The organism is Novosphingobium lentum NBRC 107847, assembly GCF_001590965.1.
Classification (GTDB): domain Bacteria; phylum Pseudomonadota; class Alphaproteobacteria; order Sphingomonadales; family Sphingomonadaceae; genus Novosphingobium; species Novosphingobium lentum.
In genome coordinates, this window is record NZ_BCTW01000006.1 from 67,537 (window position 1) to 84,297 (window position 16,761).

Here is a 16,761-nt window from a genome sequence, read left to right on the forward strand (position 1 = left end):
TCGAAGGATGCTCGCCGCGCCCGTCCTCATCCGCCGAAATCCCCGCCGAAATCCTCTGGCCAATGCTTCAGCGCGCTCAACACCGGATACGGCGTGAACCCGCCCAGCGCACACAGCGAGCCGAACTTCATCGTCTCGCACAAGTCCTCTAGCAGCGCGATCTCGTCGGCTCGGCTGCGCCCGGCGCGCGGAGCGTTGTGCATCTGCGGCAGCGCCTCCACCCCATCGACGGCCCGGCCCGCGCCGCTGCGGATGCGGTCGATCAGTTCGACCCCGCGCGTCGATCCGATCCGGCACGGGGTGCACTTGCCGCAGCTTTCGACCGCACAGAACTGCATCGCGAAGCGCGCCTGCGCGCCCATGTCGACGCCATCGTCGAACACCGTGACCCCGGCATGGCCGATCAGCGCGTCGGCACCGGCAAACGCCTCGTAATCGAACGGCAGGTGGAATTCGGACGGCGGGTGGTAGGCGCCTAACGGTCCGCCGACCTGCACGGCGCGCACCGGGCGACCACTGGCGGTGCCGCCGCCGACATCCTCGACCAGTTCGCCCACGGTGATCCCGAACGCGGTCTCGAACAGGCCGCCGTGCCGGACATTCCCCGCCAGCTGGATCGGCATCGTCCCGCGCGAGCGCCCGTGGCCGATCGCGGCATAGCGGTCCGCGCCGTGGGCCATGATCCACGGCACCGCCGCCAGCGTCAGCACGTTGTTGACCACGGTCGGCCTGCCGAACAGCCCCTCGATCGCGGGCAGCGGCGGCTTGGCGCGCACTTCACCACGCTTGCCCTCAAGGCTGTTGAGCAGCGAGGTTTCCTCGCCGCACACGTAAGCGCCCGCGCCGACGCGGATCTCGATTTCGAACGGGGCGATGCGCGGCGCGGCCAGCTTCACCGCCGCCTGCATCTTGGCGACCGCATGCGGATATTCACTGCGGATGTAGACATAACCCTTGCCCGCCCCGACCGCGAGCGCGGCAATCGCCATGCCTTCGATCAGCAGGAACGGATCGCCTTCCATGACCATGCGATCGGCGAACGTCGCGCTGTCGCCCTCGTCGGCGTTGCAGACAATGTATTTCACCGGGCCGGATGCATTGGCGACCGTCTGCCACTTGATCCCGGCGGGAAACCCCGCGCCACCGCGTCCGCGCAGGCCCGAGGCGGTGACCTGGGCGATTGTTGCCGTCGTACCGATGGTCCGCGCCGTGTCGAGCCCCGCCCAGCCGCCGGTTGCGGCGTAATCGTCAAGGCTCAGCGGCCGCGTCTTGCCCGCGCGCGCAAATGTCAGCCGCTGCTGGCGCGCGATGAACGGGTGGTCCTCGATCGGGCCGATGGCCTTCGCGCTGGTCCCGGCCATGACCGCCGCGACATCGCCCGGTTCGAGCGGGCCGAAGCCCTGACCGTCGATCTCGGCCAGCGGTTCGAGCCAGTGCATCCCCCAGGAGGATACGCGTTCGACCTCGCAACCCGCGGCCGCAAACGCGGCGGCCACGGCATTGGCGCCGCAAGCCAGCGCCAGTGCATCGTCGGACAGGCGCACGGTGATGGTCACGCCAGCGCCTCCACCAGTGCGGCGAGTTTGGGACCATCGAGTCGCGCATGGACCGCATCGCCCACCATCGCATTGGGGCCGACGCTGCACAGCCCCAGGCAGTAGACCGTCTCGATCTTCACACGCCCGCCGTCCTGGGCCTGCTGCGGCAATGCGGCCACCAGCGCCTCGACCCCGCGCGCCTGGCACGCTTCGGCGCGGCACAGCTTGAGCACCGGGCGCGGATCGGGCACCGCGCGAAAATCGTGGTAAAAGCTGACCACGCCGTGCACTTCGGCGCGGCTGAGGTTGAGCCCGTGCGCGATCGCGCGGATCGCATCCTCGCCGACGTGGCCGAACGCGGCCTGCACATCGTGCAGGATCGGCAGCAGCGTGCCGCCCGGCTCGTCGGCGCGGCCCGCGTGCGCGGCGATGATGTCCTCTACCCGTTCCATTGCGACCGAGGTCTACTCCGCACCGTAATTGTACGCAACACGTACGATTGTTGCCATATGGTAGCCGACCCTAATCCCGATCAGCCATCGGTGAAAGCGATGGTGTGCGATCCCGCAGGCGCATGCTGGAAAGCCCCGATCGCAGGACCCCGGCGGTCCCATCAGATAAAGTACCGATGCTCTGCTTGTCTGCCGCTTAGCCAGTTTCGTTCAGATACGATCCGAACTTTGCCACGGAGCAACCGACCTGGTATCTGGGCGGCTATGCCACCATGCTCGAGGAAATCGTGAGCAAGATGATCCGGCGCTCGCCCGGCGGCCTGCTCGACGGCGGACGGACGGCCGATGCGGCGGGCACGCTCATCAAGGTGGCGTTGCTTGACATGGACATCGCCATCTCCGCCTATTTCAAGGCCGAGGAAGCCTCGCGGCTGATCGTGATCGAACGGCTGGGCGAAGCGCTGGCGGCGCTGGCCGAAGGCGATTTCACGCACCGGCTCGACGACATGCCGGAATCGTTCCGGCGGATCGAGCAGGACTTCGACCAGATGCGCCAGAACATCCAGAAGGCGTTCCGGGCGGTGACCGAATCCGCCGGGACCATCAACACCGGAGCCGCCGAAATTCGCCAGGCGACCGACGATTTCTCGCAACGCACCGAACACCAGGCCGCCTCGCTGGAAGAAACCGCCGCCGCGATGGACCAGATCACCGGCGGCGTGAGCGAAGCCGCGCAAGGCGCCACCAGCGTCAATGCGGCGGTCGTCGAAGCCCACCACGGCAGCACGATCGTCAGGGAGGCGGTCGAAGCGATGGACGGCATCCAGAATTCGGCGCACGAAATCGCCAAGATCGTCACGGTGATCGACGGGATCGCGTTCCAGACCAACCTGCTGGCGCTCAATGCCGGGGTCGAGGCCGCCCGCGCGGGCGATTCGGGCAAAGGGTTCGCGGTCGTCGCCAACGAAGTGCGCGCGCTGGCCCAGCGCTCCGCCGAAGCGGCGAACGATATCAAGGCGCTGATCAACCGCAGCGTGGAGCAGGTCAATGGCGGCGTATCGCTGGTTGCGCGGTCGGGCGATGCCTTTGGCCATATCGCCAGCAAGGTGTCGGACATCGCAGCGATGGCGGGCAGCATCGCCGAACAGACGCAGGCGCAGGCACTCAGCCTGCAGCAAGTCAACGGTGCAGTGCGCGAAATGGACAAGATGACGCAGCAGAACGCCGCGATGGCCGAACAGTCCACCGCCGCCGCGCGCAGCCTGTCGGGCGAGGCCGCGCACCTGGTCACGCTGGCCAGCCATTTCCGGGTCGAGGCATCGCAGACCTCGCGCGCCGGTTCGTGGGATGAGGACGAGGCAGGTTACGATGACCTGCGCGGCCCGAGGCTGGCTGTCGGCTGACCGTTACCGATCAAGGCGGCGCCGGATCAAGCCGGCGCTCACCAGAACGTCAGGGCCGGTCCACGCCAATGCGCGGGCCGGCCCTTTTCCGTCACATGCTGTAGGACAACCGGATGTAACCGAACTGGCCGGGCACATCGTAGGTCGTGGGATCGTAGTTGTTCAGGCTGCAGCTGATGCAGGCCGGCGGCTGGACGTTGAAGGCATTGTTCACGCCGATCGTGAACGCCGCGCGACTGTCGAGCCATGACGGCCGCACGGTCAGCTGGAAGTCGCTGTAGAAGCGGCTGGGCAGCTTGTTGCCGTTCTGGATCTCGGTCACGCTGTCGATGTAACGCCCGGTGAAGCTGGCGCTGACCGGACCCAGTGTCCAGTCGATCACCCCGGTGGCCTTGAATTTGGGATAGGCCTGGTCGGGGCTGCCACGCTCGGTTCCGCGATAGCTGGTGACGGTCACGCCGTTGGTGGCCGGCACGCCTTCCTCATACTTGATCAGGTAGTTGGCGTAGATCGACAGGCCGAACGCCCCGGCGCCGGTTGCGCGGGTGCGGGTATTGAACGTCACGTCCAGCCCCTTGGTGCGCACCGTGCCGGTGTTGAGCAGCACGCCGTTGATCGCCGAGATGAACCCGTTCGGCGTGCGCTTGACCGCGCTGCAGCTCAACGGATCGCCGGTCAGCGCGCAGCGGCTGAGCAGCACATCCGCACCGATCGACGCGATCGCGCCTTCCAGCTTGATGTCGTAGTAGTTGACTTCAAGGTTCAGCACGCTGGCAAGGCCGCCGCGCGCCCATTCGGGGCTGTATACGCCGCCGAACAGGATCGTGCGCGCGGTTTCGGGCCGCAGCGCCTTGTTGCCGCCGGTGAGCACCGGAAGCTGCCCGCCCTGCGGTTCGACATAGCTGCCGTTGGCCGGAACGCCGTTGGCCACGCAGTTGGCCCGCACCGTGGCGTTGGACTGGAACAATCCGCCCGCCGCGCTGGTGCACGGATCGGACAGCGGCTGGTCGAAGCGCGAGTTCGCGCCATAGAGCTCGCCGATACTGGGCGCGCGCAGGCTTTCCGAATACGATCCGCGCAGCATCAGGTCCGATACCGGCTTCCAGTTGGCGCCCCCGGTGAACGTCGTGTTCCCGCCGAATGTCGAATAGTGCGAATAGCGCGCCGCGCCGTTCAGCTCCAGCGACTGGATGAACGGCAGATCCTTGAGCAGCGGCAGGCGGATTTCGCCGTAGACTTCGTCGACCTTGAAGCTGCCGCTGGCGGCCTGCGCGGGAATGTCCGCGCCAAGCCCGGCCTGGATGATCGGGTCGGGGGTGAAGCTGCCGAACTGGTAGCGGTGTTCCACACCCAGCGCGATGCCCACCGGGCCGCCCGGCAGGTCGAACAGCTCGCCGCTGAGGTTGGCTTCGTAGTCCTGCAGGCGCTGCGCGCTGCGGGCGTGTTCGTCGAAGCCGACGAACGCCAGCATCGCCGGGGTGACCGAGCCGACCCCGCCGAAGATGTTGAACGGCACGCACGCCCCGGTGCAGGCCGCGAGCGGGCCGAGCGCCTGCGCCAGCTTGGCGGCGTTGACGTTGCCGGTGAACAACTGCTTGGCATCGTTGACGCCATAGACGGCGGTGACGTCCCAGTACCAGGGGCGACCCATCAGATCGAACTTGCCGTTCATGCCTGCGGTCACGCTCAGCGTATCGACGTCCTGCGTGTAGGTCCGCTGCCCGGCCTCGACCAGGCGGCGCGCGATGAAGCCGTAGTTGGCAGGCGGACCGCCCGCGGTGCCGGCCGACAGCGTGCCGAACGGGTTGAAGGGGTTGGTTGCATCGATCGAGATCGTGTCGAGCAAGTTGCCGTTGCCCGCATCGGGTCCGACGAACAGCGGCAGGAACGCGGCCTGGTTCTGCGAATGGCGATGGTTGTAGACCATCTTCATCGTGAAGTTCAGCGCCTCGCTGACTTCGGCCTTGGCATTGATGAAGCCGCCATAACGCTCGCTGGGCGTCTCGAAGTAGTTGAACGGCGCGAAGTTGAACCGGTCGGCCGAGGTGAACTGCTTGAAGTCGCCGCCCACCAGCGTGGGATCGAACACCGGCGTGCGGCCGATGACCGGCGCGCGCAGCGTGATGTTGTTGTCACCGATGATGAACCGGCCGAGCGGCGTGGCGCTGGAACAGCCGCCCACGGGATCGGAACAGCTGGTCTGGCCGGGGTTGGGGAACAGCGAGATCGAACGATCGCTGGCGCGCACCGCCTGCTGCTTCACATAACTGGCGCCGGCGACGACGTGGACCCGGTCGCTGCCCAGGCCGTAGCTGAGGTTGTAGTTCTGCGTCTGGCCGTCACCCTGGCGGAACTGGCCGTACTGCGCCGAGGCGCGCAGGCCCTCCTGCTTGGAGCGGGTGATGATGTTGACCACGCCGGCGATCGCGTCCGAACCGTACAGCGGCGAAGCGCCCGACTGCAGCACTTCGATGCGGTCGATCATGCCTTCGGGAAGCGAGTTGAGATCGACCGAGTTGGGAATGCCGCTGGCCGAAGCGCCGCTGACGTAGCGCATGCCGTCCACCAGCACGAGCGTGCGCTTGGCGCCGAGATAGCGCAAGTCGATCGAGGCCGACCCGGCGCCGACGCCACCGCCGTCCGGCGGGTTGCCGAGGTTGCCGCTGTTGTTGAACTTGGTGTTGAGACCGCCAGCCGAGCTGGGCAGCCGCTGCAGCACATCCGCCACCGAGGACAGGCCGGTCTTGGCGATCGCTTCGCTGTCCAGCGTGGTCACCGGCGAGGCCTGGTTGAGCGGATCCTGGCGGATGCGCGAACCGGTCACGATGATCGGCGTGGAGGATTCCGCGTCGGCCGAGGTGCTGTCGGCAGCCGGGGCGGATTGCGCCATCGCGGGCGCGACGATCGCAGTTTGCGCGAGCACCAGCAAGGCGGCGCTGCCGAGCAGGTCTTTTCCAAGTCGTGTCATGATTCACCCCTGAAGTTCGAGAGCTTTTGTAAAAGCCTCTCCGTTTTTTGGTTTGAACTGTAACCATGACGCAGTGCGGCAATTTGCAACACCCCCGGCGCAAGAGAAATCCGGAGTGTTGCATTGTTGTTACGCGTCGGGGAACCGAGCCGCCATCGCGCAACGGCACCGGAGCATCACGAAGGCCGTCCCGCGTCCGCATTCCGGAACATCATCCGGTCACGACAGTTAGGCTGTCATGGGCACCGGCCAGTACGGCATTGGCTGCTCCCATCCGGCCGCGCGGCGCAAGTCGGCCGAACAGCGTTGCGATGGATGACGGGCGGGCTCGCGCCGGGTTCGAGAGACAGCACGGCTAAACCGGCGTGGCGCCCGATCCGCGACCGCCGCGCAAGTGGTACTCCAGCGTGCCGCGCTGGATCACGTTGTCGACGTCGATCACCGCCGTGTTGGCGTAGGTGAAGCCCGGTCCCAACCCCTGGTACAGCGTGTCGAAATCCCGCTCCACCGTCTGGCGATAGAGATCGGTGAAGCTTTCGATCACGAAGTATGTCGGCTGGAGATCGTCGATCACGTAGTCGGTGCGCACCACCCGGTCGACGTTGAGGTGGATGCGGTTGGGTGAGCGGGCTTCCAGCGCGAAGCGGATCTCGCTCGGGCCCGACAGGATGCCCGCACCATAGGCGCGCAGGCCCTCGCGCTCCATCACCAGCCCGAATTCCACCGTGTACCAGTACAGCGATCCCAGCGCCTTCAGGCGGTTGTGGCGCATCGCCTTCCACCCGGCGCGACCGTATTCCTGCATGTAATCGGCATAGACCGGGTCGGCGAGCATCGGCACGTGGCCGAACACGTCGTGGAACACGTCGGGCTCCTCGATGTAGTCGAACGTCTCGCGCGTGCGGATGAAATTGCCCGCCGGGAACCGCCGGTTGGCCAGGTGCCAGAAGAACACGTGGTCGGGGATCAGCATCGGCACGGGCACCACGCTCCACCCGGTCAGCGCGCCGAGTTCTGCCGAAAGCCGCGCGAATTCGGGCACACCGCCGCGTCCCAGCGCCAGCTTCTGCGTGCCCGCCAGGAAGGCGCTCGCCGCGCGTCCGGGCAACAGGTCCATCTGGCGGGCATAAAGATCGTCCCAGATCGCATGGTCGGCGCGCGAATAGTCGCGCTGCGCCGGTTCGAGCCAGTCGGCCCCGACATGCACCGGGCGCTGCAGCGGCGCGGTGAACACGCCCGCCGGCAGATCCGGCAACTTCGCGAAATCGCCCGGCTCGTCGAGGGTGCGCGGCTCTGCGCCAGGGGGGGCAAGGATCAGGGTCATGGTTTCTGCTGCAACTTGTACCATCGCCGGACGCCATGGGCAAATCCGCCCGATTGCGCCGCTGCGCGGTGTGGCGCACTGTCCCGGCGAATCGGTGGGAGACCAGAGTGTCAAAGCTCAAGCGCGGCAAATACGAAGACCTCCTCGAACCCCTGCAGGAGGAACTCGTGGGGATGGCGCGCTGGGTCGCCGCGTCCGGCCAGCGCATCGTGGTGGTGTTCGAGGGACGCGACACGGCGGGCAAAGGCGGCGCAATCCAGGCCGTTTCGGAAAAGCTGAACCCGCGCCAGTGCCGCACCGTGGCGCTGTCCAGGCCAAGCGAGCGCGAAGCCGGCGAATGGTACTTCCAGCGCTATGTCGAGCATCTGCCCGCAGCGGCCGAGATCGTGCTGTTCGATCGCAGCTGGTACAACCGCGCCGGGGTCGAAAAGGTCATGGGTTACTGCACCCCGGCGCAAGTCGAGGCGTTCCTCGCCCAGGTCGTGGCGTTCGAGAAGATGCTGGTCGATGACGGCGTGATGCTGTTCAAATACTGGCTCGCGTGCGACCAGAAGCAGCAGGAGGAACGCTTTGCCGAACGGCTCGACGATCCGCTGAAGCGCTGGAAGCTGTCGCCGATCGATATCGCGGCGCGCGCCAAATATGCCGACTACACCTCTGCGCGCGAAGCGATGCTGGCCGCGACGCACAACGAGATTGCGCCGTGGACGCTGGTGGATTTCAACGACCAGCGCCGTGGCCGGCTGACGCTGATTCGCGACCTGCTCGACCGGCTGCCCGATACGGCGGTCGATGTCCCGCCGATCGACCTTGCGCCGCTGACCGGACCGCTGCAGAAAGAACACTTCGGCGTAATCCAGCCGATCCCGCCGTTTCCGGTCGATTGACGGCGCGATTGCAGGGGCATCAGGGCGCGGGTGCCGACACGCCCCGCCTTGACTTTGACCCGAGTCTCGCCCAAGGGCCGCGCCTTGCGATGGTGGCGCGCGCCGCCTCGATTGTTTCAAGCGTGCAGCATTTCAGGATTATCTCATGGCCAAGCCAACCACCGTCAAGATCCGCCTGGTCTCGACCGCCGACACCGGTTTCTTCTACGTCACCAAGAAGAATCCCCGCAACACGACCGAGAAGATGACCTTCCGCAAGTACGATCCCGTCGTGCGCAAGCACGTCGAGTTCAAGGAAGCGAAGATCAAGTAATCCGGTCGTCCCGGCCAGCAGGCTGCGCATCGACGTGCGCCAGCCGCGGCCGGACGGACGATGCTTCGACCGGAACCGTCGCGGTTCACGGCTAGTTCAACGCTGATACTGCTAAGGGCCGGCGATGAACACGAACTCCAATACCTATCGAACAGCCCTGCGGGCGCTGCCATGGGCCGCGCTCGCGCTCGGCGTTTGCGGCGTCACGGTGGCGCCTGTCGCGGCAGCAGCGCAAGCAGCGCAGTCCCCGTCTCCCGAAGTCGATCGCGCGATTGCCGCGCTGCGGGCGGTTTCGACCTTGCGCGCGGACTTCATCCAGACCGACCGCAGCGGACAGCGCATCGCGGGCGTGGTCACGCTCAAGCGTCCCGGCCGCATCCGCTTCGAGTACGAGAAGAGCGTGCCGATGCTGATCGTGGCCGACGGCAACGCGCTGACCCTGATCGACTACGAAGTGAAGCAGGTCCAGCGCTGGCCGATCAAGAACAGCCCGCTGGGTGCATTGCTCGATCCCAGCCGCGACGTCGCGCGGTTCGCCCGGCTGGTGCCCACCGGCAACCCCGACGTGCTCAGCGTCGAGGTCAAGGACCCCCGCCATCCCGAATACGGGATGATCACGCTGATCATGGTGCGCAAGGCGGCTGCGCCGGGCGGTTACGAACTCAACAGCTGGGTCGCGCTCGATTCGCAGGCCAAGCGCACCACGATCCGGCTGGCCAACCATCAGTACGGTGTCGCGGTGCCCGACAGCACCTTTTCCTGGCGCGATCCACGACCCCCTGCGTCGGCTCACCGCTGACGAGGCTCGGTTCGACCGGGCACCGTTCGAACCTTGCGACAAACTGCCAAATTGCTGACTTTCCCGTTCATCGCAGGGCAATCGCGGCGGGCCTAAAACTTCAATCGACAAGGCGGTCGAGGCGGGTTTCCCCCCTGTTGCCCGGCCTCACATAAACGCCTTGCCATAGCGTGACGAACGCGAATGGAACCCTCGCCCCAATGCCCCCGGGGCGAGGGTTTTTTATGGGCCGATCGATGGACGGCCGCCGCCCCCGCCGCTGCCCGGTCGCGATCGATCACCGCGCTCCCCTGTCCGCTGAGCCGTGAGGCTGGAATTCGATCCGCAACCTGCCTAAGGCCGGGCCATGGTCTCTATCGCTACATGGAACATCAATTCGGTGCGCCTGCGCATGCCGCTGGTCGAACGCTTTCTGGCCGAGGAAGCGCCCGACGTGCTGTGCCTGCAGGAAATCAAGACGGTTGACGAGACGTTCCCGCATGAGGCGTTCGAGGCGCTGGGCTACACCCACCGCGCCGTCCACGGCCAGAAAGGCTACCACGGCGTCGCCACGGTCAGCCGCGTGCCCTTGCGCGAGTTCAGCCGGCATGACTGGCAGGACAACGGCGAGGCGCGACATGTCGGCATCGAACTGCTCGGCCCCGGCCAAGGGCTAGTGATCGAGAATGTCTACATTCCGGCTGGCGGTGACATCCCCGACCGGACACTGAACGCGAAGTTCGGCCAGAAGCTCGATTTCCTCGAACGGATGACCCGCTGGGCCGATGCCATCGACCGGCCGACGCTGATCGTCGGCGATTTCAACATCGCCCCGCTCGATTGCGACGTCTACGATCACAAGGCGCTGCTCAAGGTGGTCAGCCACACGCCGGTCGAAGTCGAAACGCTGCAGCGGTTCGCCGATGCGCATGGCTGGGCGGATCTGGGCCGCCAGTTCATTCCCGCGCCCGAGCGCAACTACAGCTGGTGGAGCTATCGTGCGTACTGGCGCGGCAAGGACCAGGGCCGGCGGCTCGACCACATGTGGGCCTCGCCCGATCTGGCCAGGCAAGCCACCGCGCATCGCGTGGTCGAGGGGCCGCGCACCTGGGACCAGCCTTCGGACCACGTGCCGCTGGTGACGGAATTTGCGCTGTGAACGCCATGAAGCGATGACAGGGCCCGGGCGATGACAGGTGCCGAGCGATGACAGGGCCAGGGCGGTGACCAATCCGCGCGCCGTCGCCCGCGCGATCGATGCGCTGCGCCATGGCTGGGCGATTCGCGTCGCCGGGGCCAACGGCGTGCTCGACCTTTTGCCTGCCGAGACCGGGTTTGCCGAACCGGGGCTGTCGGCGCCGCTGATGCTGGTGTCGGCAGCGCGCGCGGCCACGCTCAAGCTGGCCAACCAGCGCGATGCCGCCGTGCCCGAAGCGCCCGCGCTGATCCGCGCGGCCGAACCGTTCGACCTGCCGACCGCGCGCGCGCTGGCCGATCCGTCGCTCGATCTGGCCAATCCGTTGCGCGGTCCGTTCCGCGCCGAGCCGATCGCGGTGCCCGATGCCGCGCAAGCCGCGATGGAACTGGCGCGGCTGGCCGGGATCCTGCCCGCGTTCATGGTCCTGGCAGCAGGCGACGCTGCCGGGACGGTGACCCCAGCCGATCTGGCCGCGTTCACCGATGCCCGCCGCATCTCGATCCAGGCCCGCGCGCGCCTGCCGGTCAGCGTGTGTGAGGATGCCGAGATCGTCGCCTTCCGCGCGCGCGACGATTTGCGGGAACACGTCGCGCTCGTGCTCGGGCGGCAGAGCGGCGATCGCCTGCCGCTGGTGCGCCTGCACAGCGAATGCCTGACCGGCGACGTGCTGGGCAGCCTCAAGTGCGACTGCGGGCCACAACTCGATGCCGCGCTGGCGGCGATGGCGGACGAGGCTCGCAACGGCGGCTGGGGCGTGTTGCTGTACTTGCGGCAGGAAGGGCGCGGCATCGGCCTGATCAACAAGCTGCGCGCCTACCAGTTGCAGGATGCCGGCTTCGACACCGTCGACGCCAACGAACGGCTGGGCCTGCCGAGCGAGGCGCGCGATTTTCCCGTCGCGGCGCGAATGCTCGACCTGATGGGCATCGGGGCGATCCGGCTGATGACCAACAACCCCGCCAAAGTCGCCGCGCTGGAAGGCGTGGGCGTAACCGTGGCCGAACGCGTGCCGCACCAGCTCGCCGCCAACCCGCACAATGCGCGCTACCTCGATACCAAGCGCGATCGCAGCGGGCACTTGCTGGCCTGATAACGCGAACGGGACGGACGGCGCAGGTGCGCTCCGCCCGCCCCTCCCCACGGATCAGGCGAACCCGCGCACCATCACCGCGCCGAGGCACGCCAGCACCACGCCCACCGCGACCAGCGCGCGCACGATGTCGCGGCCCGAGATGCGGTCGATATGGTCGGCGCGGAAGCGGCGGTAGGGTTCGGCGATCGCGGCGTTGCAGGCGACGGTCGCCACGTCGAGCGCGCTGGCCTCGCGGCGGAACCAGGCAAGCAGCCCGGCCAGTTCGTTGTCGTCGAGCGCGGGGTAGCGGGCGAGCGTGGCTTCGATGCGCGCGCGCAGTTGGGCGCCATCCGCGCCGTTATCGATGGTCTTGGTCATGTCGTTCAATCCTGACTGATGCTGTGGTCAGGCGCCGCGCAAGATGCGGCGCCACGGCAGGTCAGGCGACGGGAGGAGCCCTCGGGCTGGGGCGTACAGCAAATGCAGACCCGATCGGCGGCGGGCCAGTGGCGGCAGGCCGCAGGTTGCGCAGCGCCAGCGGCGGCGCGGTGTCCACGACGATCAGCGGCGCAGGCGTCGCCAACAGCGCGACCGGCAGCCGCAGCGGCGCGACCACCGCCCGGTCCGCCACCATCCGCCGCGCCGGGGCGATCGCGACGTCGGCGGTGCTGGCGCTGAACGCCGAGCCTTCGCTCACCACCATCGGTCGCTCGATCGGCACGCCGGCGTGGAATGCGATCGTCGCGACCATCAGCACCGCGCAAAGGCGCGCGCGCAGGGTCTTCAGCAGAGCGGAAGGCAGGCGGATCGACATCGTTGCCGACTTAGTGTCGCGCAGCCTGCGCGACAACCCCCGGCCTTGCCACCTTGGGTTCAGCGCTTCTCGAAGCGCGCCAGGCCGCTGCCCAGCGTGTTCGCGCCGATCTGCAAGCCGTCACCCGACCAGTCCGCCACGAACACCGTGCTGCGCGACACGCCCGGCGCCAGCCGCGCGTCGTTGCCCGCAATCACCAGCCCTTCGGCGCTGTGGGCGTGGCCCTCGGCCGCGTTGGTGATGAACGCGCTGTAGTTTTCCTTGTCCTGTCCCTGCACGAACCAGTTGCCGGTGATCGTGCCGGTCGCCCCGCCCGACAGGTCGATCATGTAGTTGGTGGCCCGGCCCGCCGAATCGTCGAAGCTCGACTGGGTGACTTCGATCCGCGCGGCGCGGCTTTTGACGTAGTGCCCGCCACGCCCGGCCTCGAAGCGGCTCTGGCGCACGGTCAGCGCGCCGTAATCGCCGACATAGATCGAATGCGCGCAGCTCAAGCCCCGGTCGCAGCGGCCGAGCCGGGTAAAAGTCGATTTCTCGACGAGGATCGCCGCGCCCGGATCGTCGGCCGTGAGGATGCCTTCCTCGCTGTCGCGGAACCAGCTCTGGCTGACCGACAGGTCGCCATGTTCAAGCCGGATGCCCGCGCCGTTGCCATCGGCCACGCGCATGTTCTGGAACACGATGCCGCTGATCTTGGCCGAGCGCCCGCGCAGCACCAGCGCCGCCTTGCCTTCGCAGATGCCGCCGTCGAACACCGCCTGCCCGGGCACCTGCGCGACAAAGGCGACATCGCCCTGCTGCTGGACCGCGCATTCGCGGTAAGTGCCGGGGCCGATGGCGATCGTCCCCGCGCCGTCGCCGATGGCGTCGATCGCGCGCTGCAATGTGGCAAAGCGCTGCCCGGTTTGCTCCAGCGTGAACCCGCCCACGAACTCGGCATGCGGCGCATCTTGCGCCAGCACCAGACCGGCGGGGATCGCCGCGACGACCACGGCGGCCAGCATCAGCAGGCGCACGCGCAGCAGGCGGTGGCGATCCAGCATCGGCGGCGGCGCATAGGCGGTGCGGGGCATCGACGGAACTCCGGCAAACTCGCAGCCGGTCTAGCGTTTAATGGTTAATGGCGCGTTAGAACCCGGCGTGCCGACGGCATCGCCAGCTCAGTCGTCCTTGCCCCAGCGCCAGCGCCAGCCGCCCAGGGTGCGCGCCTTGTACAGCGGCACCGCGGCCAGCGCGACCGCCCCGGTCGCCAGCGTGCAGGGCAGCGGATAGGCGCGCAAGTTGAGAAACACGAGCAGGATCAGCGCGGTATGCGCGCCCAGCACCGCCCAACCCTGCCACACGATCGGCAAGCCGCTGCCATAGCCGAAGCGCTTCGGCGCGAACCAGGCGGGATCCTCGGGTTCGGTCATGGGCGGGATGATACGCCTCTGGCCAAATCGGTTCAATGCTGGCGCACGACCTGCAGGAAAGCATCGCCATAGGCATCGAGCTTGCGCGTGCCGACCCCGCCGATCGCGCCCAATTCAGCCCGGCTGGAGGGGCGGCCGCTGGCGATGTCACGCAACACCGAATCGTGGAAGATGACGTACGGCGGCACGCCGGCCTGCTGCGCCAGTTCTCGGCGCAAGCTGCGCAGCGCCTCGAACAGCGGATCGCCCATCGGGTTGAGCGCGGCGCCCGACGCAGCCGCGCCCTTGCGCCGCCGCCCGCCGTCCTTCTTGGGCGGCACGATCAGCGCCAGTTCGACCTCGCCCTTGAGGATCGCGCGCGCCTGCGGACCCAGCATCAGCCCGCCGTGTTCGGTGGTGCGCAAGGCATCGCGCACCAGCAGCGCGCGGTTGACGGGTTTCAGCAACGCGGCTTCCTCACCCTCGACGATGCCGAATACCGACAGCGCCTCGTGCCCGGCATTGCGGCTGCGCTCGCTCGAAACCCCCGCCAGCACGCCCTCGACATAGCCCGCGCCGAAGGTCTGCCCGGTGCGGAACACCGCCGACAGGTATTTCTGCGCGACCAGGCTGGCATCGACCGATTTGGGCGGTTCAAGGCAGTTGTCGCAGTTGCCGCAGTTCTCGGGCGGGCTCTCGCCAAAATGGCGCAGCAACACGGCGCGGCGGCATCCGGCGGTCTCGACCAGCGCGCCCAGCGCCGCCAGCCGTGCCCGCTCGCCCGGTAACCGCGCGTCCTCTACTTCCGACAGGCGCTGGCGGGCGCGGGCGAAATCGTCGGCACCCCACAGCTGCAGCGCCTGCGCGGGATCGCCATCGCGCCCGGCGCGCCCGGTTTCCTGGTAATATGCCTCGATCGACTTGGGCAGCCCGGCGTGGGCGACGAAACGCACGTCGGGCTTGTCGATGCCCATGCCGAACGCGACCGTGGCGACCATCACCATGTCTTCCGACGCGACGAACGCCGCCTGGTTGGCGGCGCGCACTTCGGGCGGCAGCCCGGCATGATACGGCAGCACGCGGCGGCCCGGCGTGGCGAGCTGCTGCGCCAGCTTTTCCACTTGCGCGCGGGTCTGCGCATAGACGATGCCGGGGCCGGGCTCGGCCTCCATCAGCGCGGCAATCTGGCGCAGCGCGCCGTCGCGCGGCCTGATGGCATAGCGGATGTTGGGCCGGTCGAACCCGGCAACGATCAGCCCCTCGTCGGGAATGCCGAGCTGGGCGAGGATGTCGGCGCGGGTGTGCTCGTCCGCCGTCGCGGTCAGCGCCAGCCGGGGGACATGCGCAAACGCATCGAGCATCGGGCGCAGCAGGCGGTAGTCGGGGCGGAAATCGTGGCCCCATTCGGATACGCAATGCGCCTCGTCGATGGCGAACAGGCACACCGGCGCTCGCGTCAGCAGATCGCGGAAATGCGGCTGGCTGGCGCGTTCGGGCGCGACGTAGAGCAAGTCGAGCTCGCCGGCGCGGAAGCGCTCGATCGTTTCGTCGCGGTTGGTGTCGGCGCTGGTGAGCGTGGCGGCACGGATGCCGTTGGCGGTGGCCGATCGCAACTGGTCGTGCATCAGCGCGATCAGCGGCGAGACGACCACGCACGTCCCCTCCAGCATCACCGCGGGCAACTGGTAGGTCAACGACTTGCCCGCGCCGGTCGGCATCACCGCCAGCGTCGATTCGCCCGCCAGCACGCGGCGCACGACTTCTTCCTGCCGCCCGCGAAACGCCGCGAACCCGAACGTGCGCGTTAAGCTTTCCAGCGCGAAATCTGTCGAAGTTGACGAAGTTGACACCGGTAGAGCTTCAGTTCGCACCCCGGCCTCCCGTTGCGGCACGCGGCTCGGTCCGGGCGGCGATCGGGTGCGGACGGGCAGCGGCGGGGGGCAGGTTGGCAGGCATCGCCGCCGCTATGGCAGATCGGCGGCGAGTAGGAAAACCTGTTGGCGGGTTTTCCCCGCTGCGGAGTGCGTCGATCGAACGGGTTGTGCAAAACCTGAGATCCCCCGCGAAGGCGGGGGTCTCATGCGGGGGCGGATGATGGGTGCTTCAACGCCTGAGGTCCCCGCCTTCGCGGGGACGCACGCGGATGTCCGTCTTAGCCGGCCACGACCACTATCCCCACCACCTCCAGCGCATCGTCCTTTCCCGCAAACGGCAGGAACTCGCCCGCCTCCGCACCCATCAGTGCGCGCGCCAGCGGGGCGGAGAAGCTGACCAGACCGGCGGCGGGGTCGGCCTCGTCGTCGCCGACGATGGTGAGGGTGCGTGGCTTGCCATTGTGCAGGAACGTGACCGTGGTACCGATCTCGACCGTTGCGCCAGAGGGCACCGGCACGATCTCGGCCGTCACCTGCCGCGTCTGCCAGTAGCGCAAGTCGCGCTTGGCCGCCTTGATCGCGGTTTCGTCGGTCAGCCCCGCCAGTTGCGCCTCGATCTGCACGACACGCGCGTCGATCAGCGCCTTGCCGCGCGGCGTGACAAGGTTGCGGCCGGCCGGGATCGGCAGCTCGAACGTGGGTTCGAGATGCTCCTCGTCGCCTTCGCGGCGGAAAGCGACGCTCATCGG

Annotated in this window: 16 protein-coding genes and 1 pseudogene; 7 read left to right on the forward strand and 10 right to left on the reverse strand. The window is 67.7% G+C overall.

Going from position 1 to position 16,761, the window contains the following annotated elements:
* Window positions 1-26 precede the first annotated feature (26 nt).
* Both NL2_RS06690 and NL2_RS06695 read right to left on the reverse strand, forming a co-directional pair.
* The gene (locus NL2_RS06690; RefSeq protein ID WP_439646884.1) at window positions 27-1,556 is read right to left on the reverse strand and encodes an NADH-ubiquinone oxidoreductase-F iron-sulfur binding region domain-containing protein; all 1,530 of its coding nucleotides are present in this window, start codon (window positions 1,554-1,556) and stop codon (window positions 27-29) included.
* The gene (locus tag NL2_RS06695) at window positions 1,553-1,990 is read right to left on the reverse strand and encodes an NAD(P)H-dependent oxidoreductase subunit E (RefSeq protein WP_068073234.1); all 438 of its coding nucleotides are present in this window, start codon (window positions 1,988-1,990) and stop codon (window positions 1,553-1,555) included. The genes NL2_RS06690 and NL2_RS06695 overlap by 4 nt, the downstream gene beginning before the upstream one ends.
* 251 nt (window positions 1,991-2,241) lie before the next feature.
* Here NL2_RS06695 and NL2_RS21825 point away from each other — a divergent pair.
* Both NL2_RS21825 and NL2_RS06700 read left to right on the forward strand, forming a co-directional pair.
* A pseudogene (locus NL2_RS21825) lies at window positions 2,242-2,400 on the forward strand (globin-coupled sensor protein); the annotation flags it as partial.
* 138 nt (window positions 2,401-2,538) lie between these two features.
* On the forward strand, window positions 2,539-3,393 hold the full coding sequence (locus NL2_RS06700; protein ID WP_500797113.1) for a methyl-accepting chemotaxis protein: 855 nt from the start codon (window positions 2,539-2,541) through the stop codon (window positions 3,391-3,393).
* A 91-nt stretch (window positions 3,394-3,484) separates the two neighbouring features.
* On the opposite strand, the gene NL2_RS06705 is transcribed toward NL2_RS06700, so the two are convergent.
* Both NL2_RS06705 and phhA read right to left on the reverse strand, forming a co-directional pair.
* Window positions 3,485-6,361: a TonB-dependent receptor domain-containing protein gene (locus NL2_RS06705; RefSeq protein WP_068073238.1), complete on the reverse strand. Its 2,877-nt coding sequence runs from the start codon at window positions 6,359-6,361 to the stop codon at window positions 3,485-3,487.
* 355 nt (window positions 6,362-6,716) lie between these two features.
* On the reverse strand, window positions 6,717-7,607 hold the full coding sequence (gene phhA, locus NL2_RS06710) for a phenylalanine 4-monooxygenase (RefSeq protein WP_068073485.1): 891 nt from the start codon (window positions 7,605-7,607) through the stop codon (window positions 6,717-6,719).
* A gap of 185 nt (window positions 7,608-7,792) precedes the next feature.
* Between phhA and ppk2 the strand changes: the two genes are divergently transcribed.
* The 5 genes from ppk2 (at window position 7,793) to ribA (ending at window position 11,951) form a co-directional block, all read left to right on the forward strand.
* Window positions 7,793-8,572, forward strand: coding sequence for a polyphosphate kinase 2 (gene ppk2 / locus NL2_RS06715; RefSeq protein WP_068073239.1), 780 nt, complete (start codon window positions 7,793-7,795; stop codon window positions 8,570-8,572).
* Between the two features lie 145 nt (window positions 8,573-8,717).
* Complete coding sequence (rpmG, locus tag NL2_RS06720; RefSeq protein WP_011446825.1) at window positions 8,718-8,885, forward strand: 50S ribosomal protein L33; 168 nt, start codon at window positions 8,718-8,720, stop codon at window positions 8,883-8,885.
* A gap of 124 nt (window positions 8,886-9,009) precedes the next feature.
* A complete protein-coding gene (locus NL2_RS06725) occupies window positions 9,010-9,684 on the forward strand; it encodes a LolA family protein (protein WP_068073241.1) in 675 nt (224 codons plus the stop codon).
* A 346-nt stretch (window positions 9,685-10,030) separates the two neighbouring features.
* Complete coding sequence (locus tag NL2_RS06730; RefSeq protein WP_068073243.1) at window positions 10,031-10,822, forward strand: exodeoxyribonuclease III; 792 nt, start codon at window positions 10,031-10,033, stop codon at window positions 10,820-10,822.
* A 64-nt stretch (window positions 10,823-10,886) separates the two neighbouring features.
* Window positions 10,887-11,951, forward strand: a complete 1,065-nt coding sequence (ribA, locus tag NL2_RS06735) for a GTP cyclohydrolase II (RefSeq protein ID WP_068073245.1) — start codon at window positions 10,887-10,889, stop codon at window positions 11,949-11,951.
* Between the two features lie 54 nt (window positions 11,952-12,005).
* Here the strand turns inward: ribA and NL2_RS06740 are convergent, their stop codons facing one another.
* The 6 genes from NL2_RS06740 to NL2_RS06765 all read right to left on the reverse strand — a co-directional run bounded on the left by NL2_RS06740 (window position 12,006) and on the right by NL2_RS06765 (window position 16,758).
* Entirely contained in the window at window positions 12,006-12,311 is a 306-nt protein-coding gene (locus NL2_RS06740) for a hypothetical protein (RefSeq protein ID WP_068073247.1), read from the reverse strand.
* A 61-nt stretch (window positions 12,312-12,372) separates the two neighbouring features.
* Window positions 12,373-12,747: a hypothetical protein gene (locus NL2_RS06745; protein ID WP_068073250.1), complete on the reverse strand. Its 375-nt coding sequence runs from the start codon at window positions 12,745-12,747 to the stop codon at window positions 12,373-12,375.
* Window positions 12,748-12,806: 59 nt separating this feature from the next.
* Complete coding sequence (locus NL2_RS06750; protein ID WP_245647602.1) at window positions 12,807-13,820, reverse strand: right-handed parallel beta-helix repeat-containing protein; 1,014 nt, start codon at window positions 13,818-13,820, stop codon at window positions 12,807-12,809.
* A gap of 87 nt (window positions 13,821-13,907) precedes the next feature.
* A complete protein-coding gene (locus tag NL2_RS06755) occupies window positions 13,908-14,159 on the reverse strand; it encodes a hypothetical protein (protein WP_068073252.1) in 252 nt (83 codons plus the stop codon).
* A gap of 32 nt (window positions 14,160-14,191) precedes the next feature.
* Entirely contained in the window at window positions 14,192-15,988 is a 1,797-nt protein-coding gene (gene recQ, locus NL2_RS06760) for a DNA helicase RecQ (protein ID WP_068073254.1), read from the reverse strand.
* A gap of 302 nt (window positions 15,989-16,290) precedes the next feature.
* The gene (locus tag NL2_RS06765; protein ID WP_068073255.1) at window positions 16,291-16,758 is read right to left on the reverse strand and encodes a GreA/GreB family elongation factor; all 468 of its coding nucleotides are present in this window, start codon (window positions 16,756-16,758) and stop codon (window positions 16,291-16,293) included.
* Window positions 16,759-16,761 lie beyond the last annotated feature (3 nt).

Bases quoted from the DNA above. Each gene is read 5' to 3' on its own strand.
- NL2_RS06695 (WP_068073234.1), bottom strand. From the start codon at position 1,990: ATGGAACGGGTAGAGGACATCATCGCCGCGCACGCGGGCCGCGCCGAC.
- NL2_RS06700 (WP_500797113.1), top strand. From the start codon at position 2,539: ATGCGCCAGAACATCCAGAAGGCGTTCCGGGCGGTGACCGAATCCGCC.
- NL2_RS06705 (WP_068073238.1), bottom strand. From the start codon at position 6,361: ATGACACGACTTGGAAAAGACCTGCTCGGCAGCGCCGCCTTGCTGGTG.
- rpmG (WP_011446825.1), top strand. From the start codon at position 8,718: ATGGCCAAGCCAACCACCGTCAAGATCCGCCTGGTCTCGACCGCCGAC.
- NL2_RS06725 (WP_068073241.1), top strand. From the start codon at position 9,010: ATGAACACGAACTCCAATACCTATCGAACAGCCCTGCGGGCGCTGCCA.
- NL2_RS06730 (WP_068073243.1), top strand. From the start codon at position 10,031: ATGGTCTCTATCGCTACATGGAACATCAATTCGGTGCGCCTGCGCATG.
- NL2_RS06740 (WP_068073247.1), bottom strand. From the start codon at position 12,311: ATGACCAAGACCATCGATAACGGCGCGGATGGCGCCCAACTGCGCGCG.
- NL2_RS06745 (WP_068073250.1), bottom strand. From the start codon at position 12,747: ATGTCGATCCGCCTGCCTTCCGCTCTGCTGAAGACCCTGCGCGCGCGC.
- NL2_RS06750 (WP_245647602.1), bottom strand. From the start codon at position 13,820: ATGCCCCGCACCGCCTATGCGCCGCCGCCGATGCTGGATCGCCACCGC.
- NL2_RS06755 (WP_068073252.1), bottom strand. From the start codon at position 14,159: ATGACCGAACCCGAGGATCCCGCCTGGTTCGCGCCGAAGCGCTTCGGC.
- NL2_RS06765 (WP_068073255.1), bottom strand. From the start codon at position 16,758: ATGAGCGTCGCTTTCCGCCGCGAAGGCGACGAGGAGCATCTCGAACCC.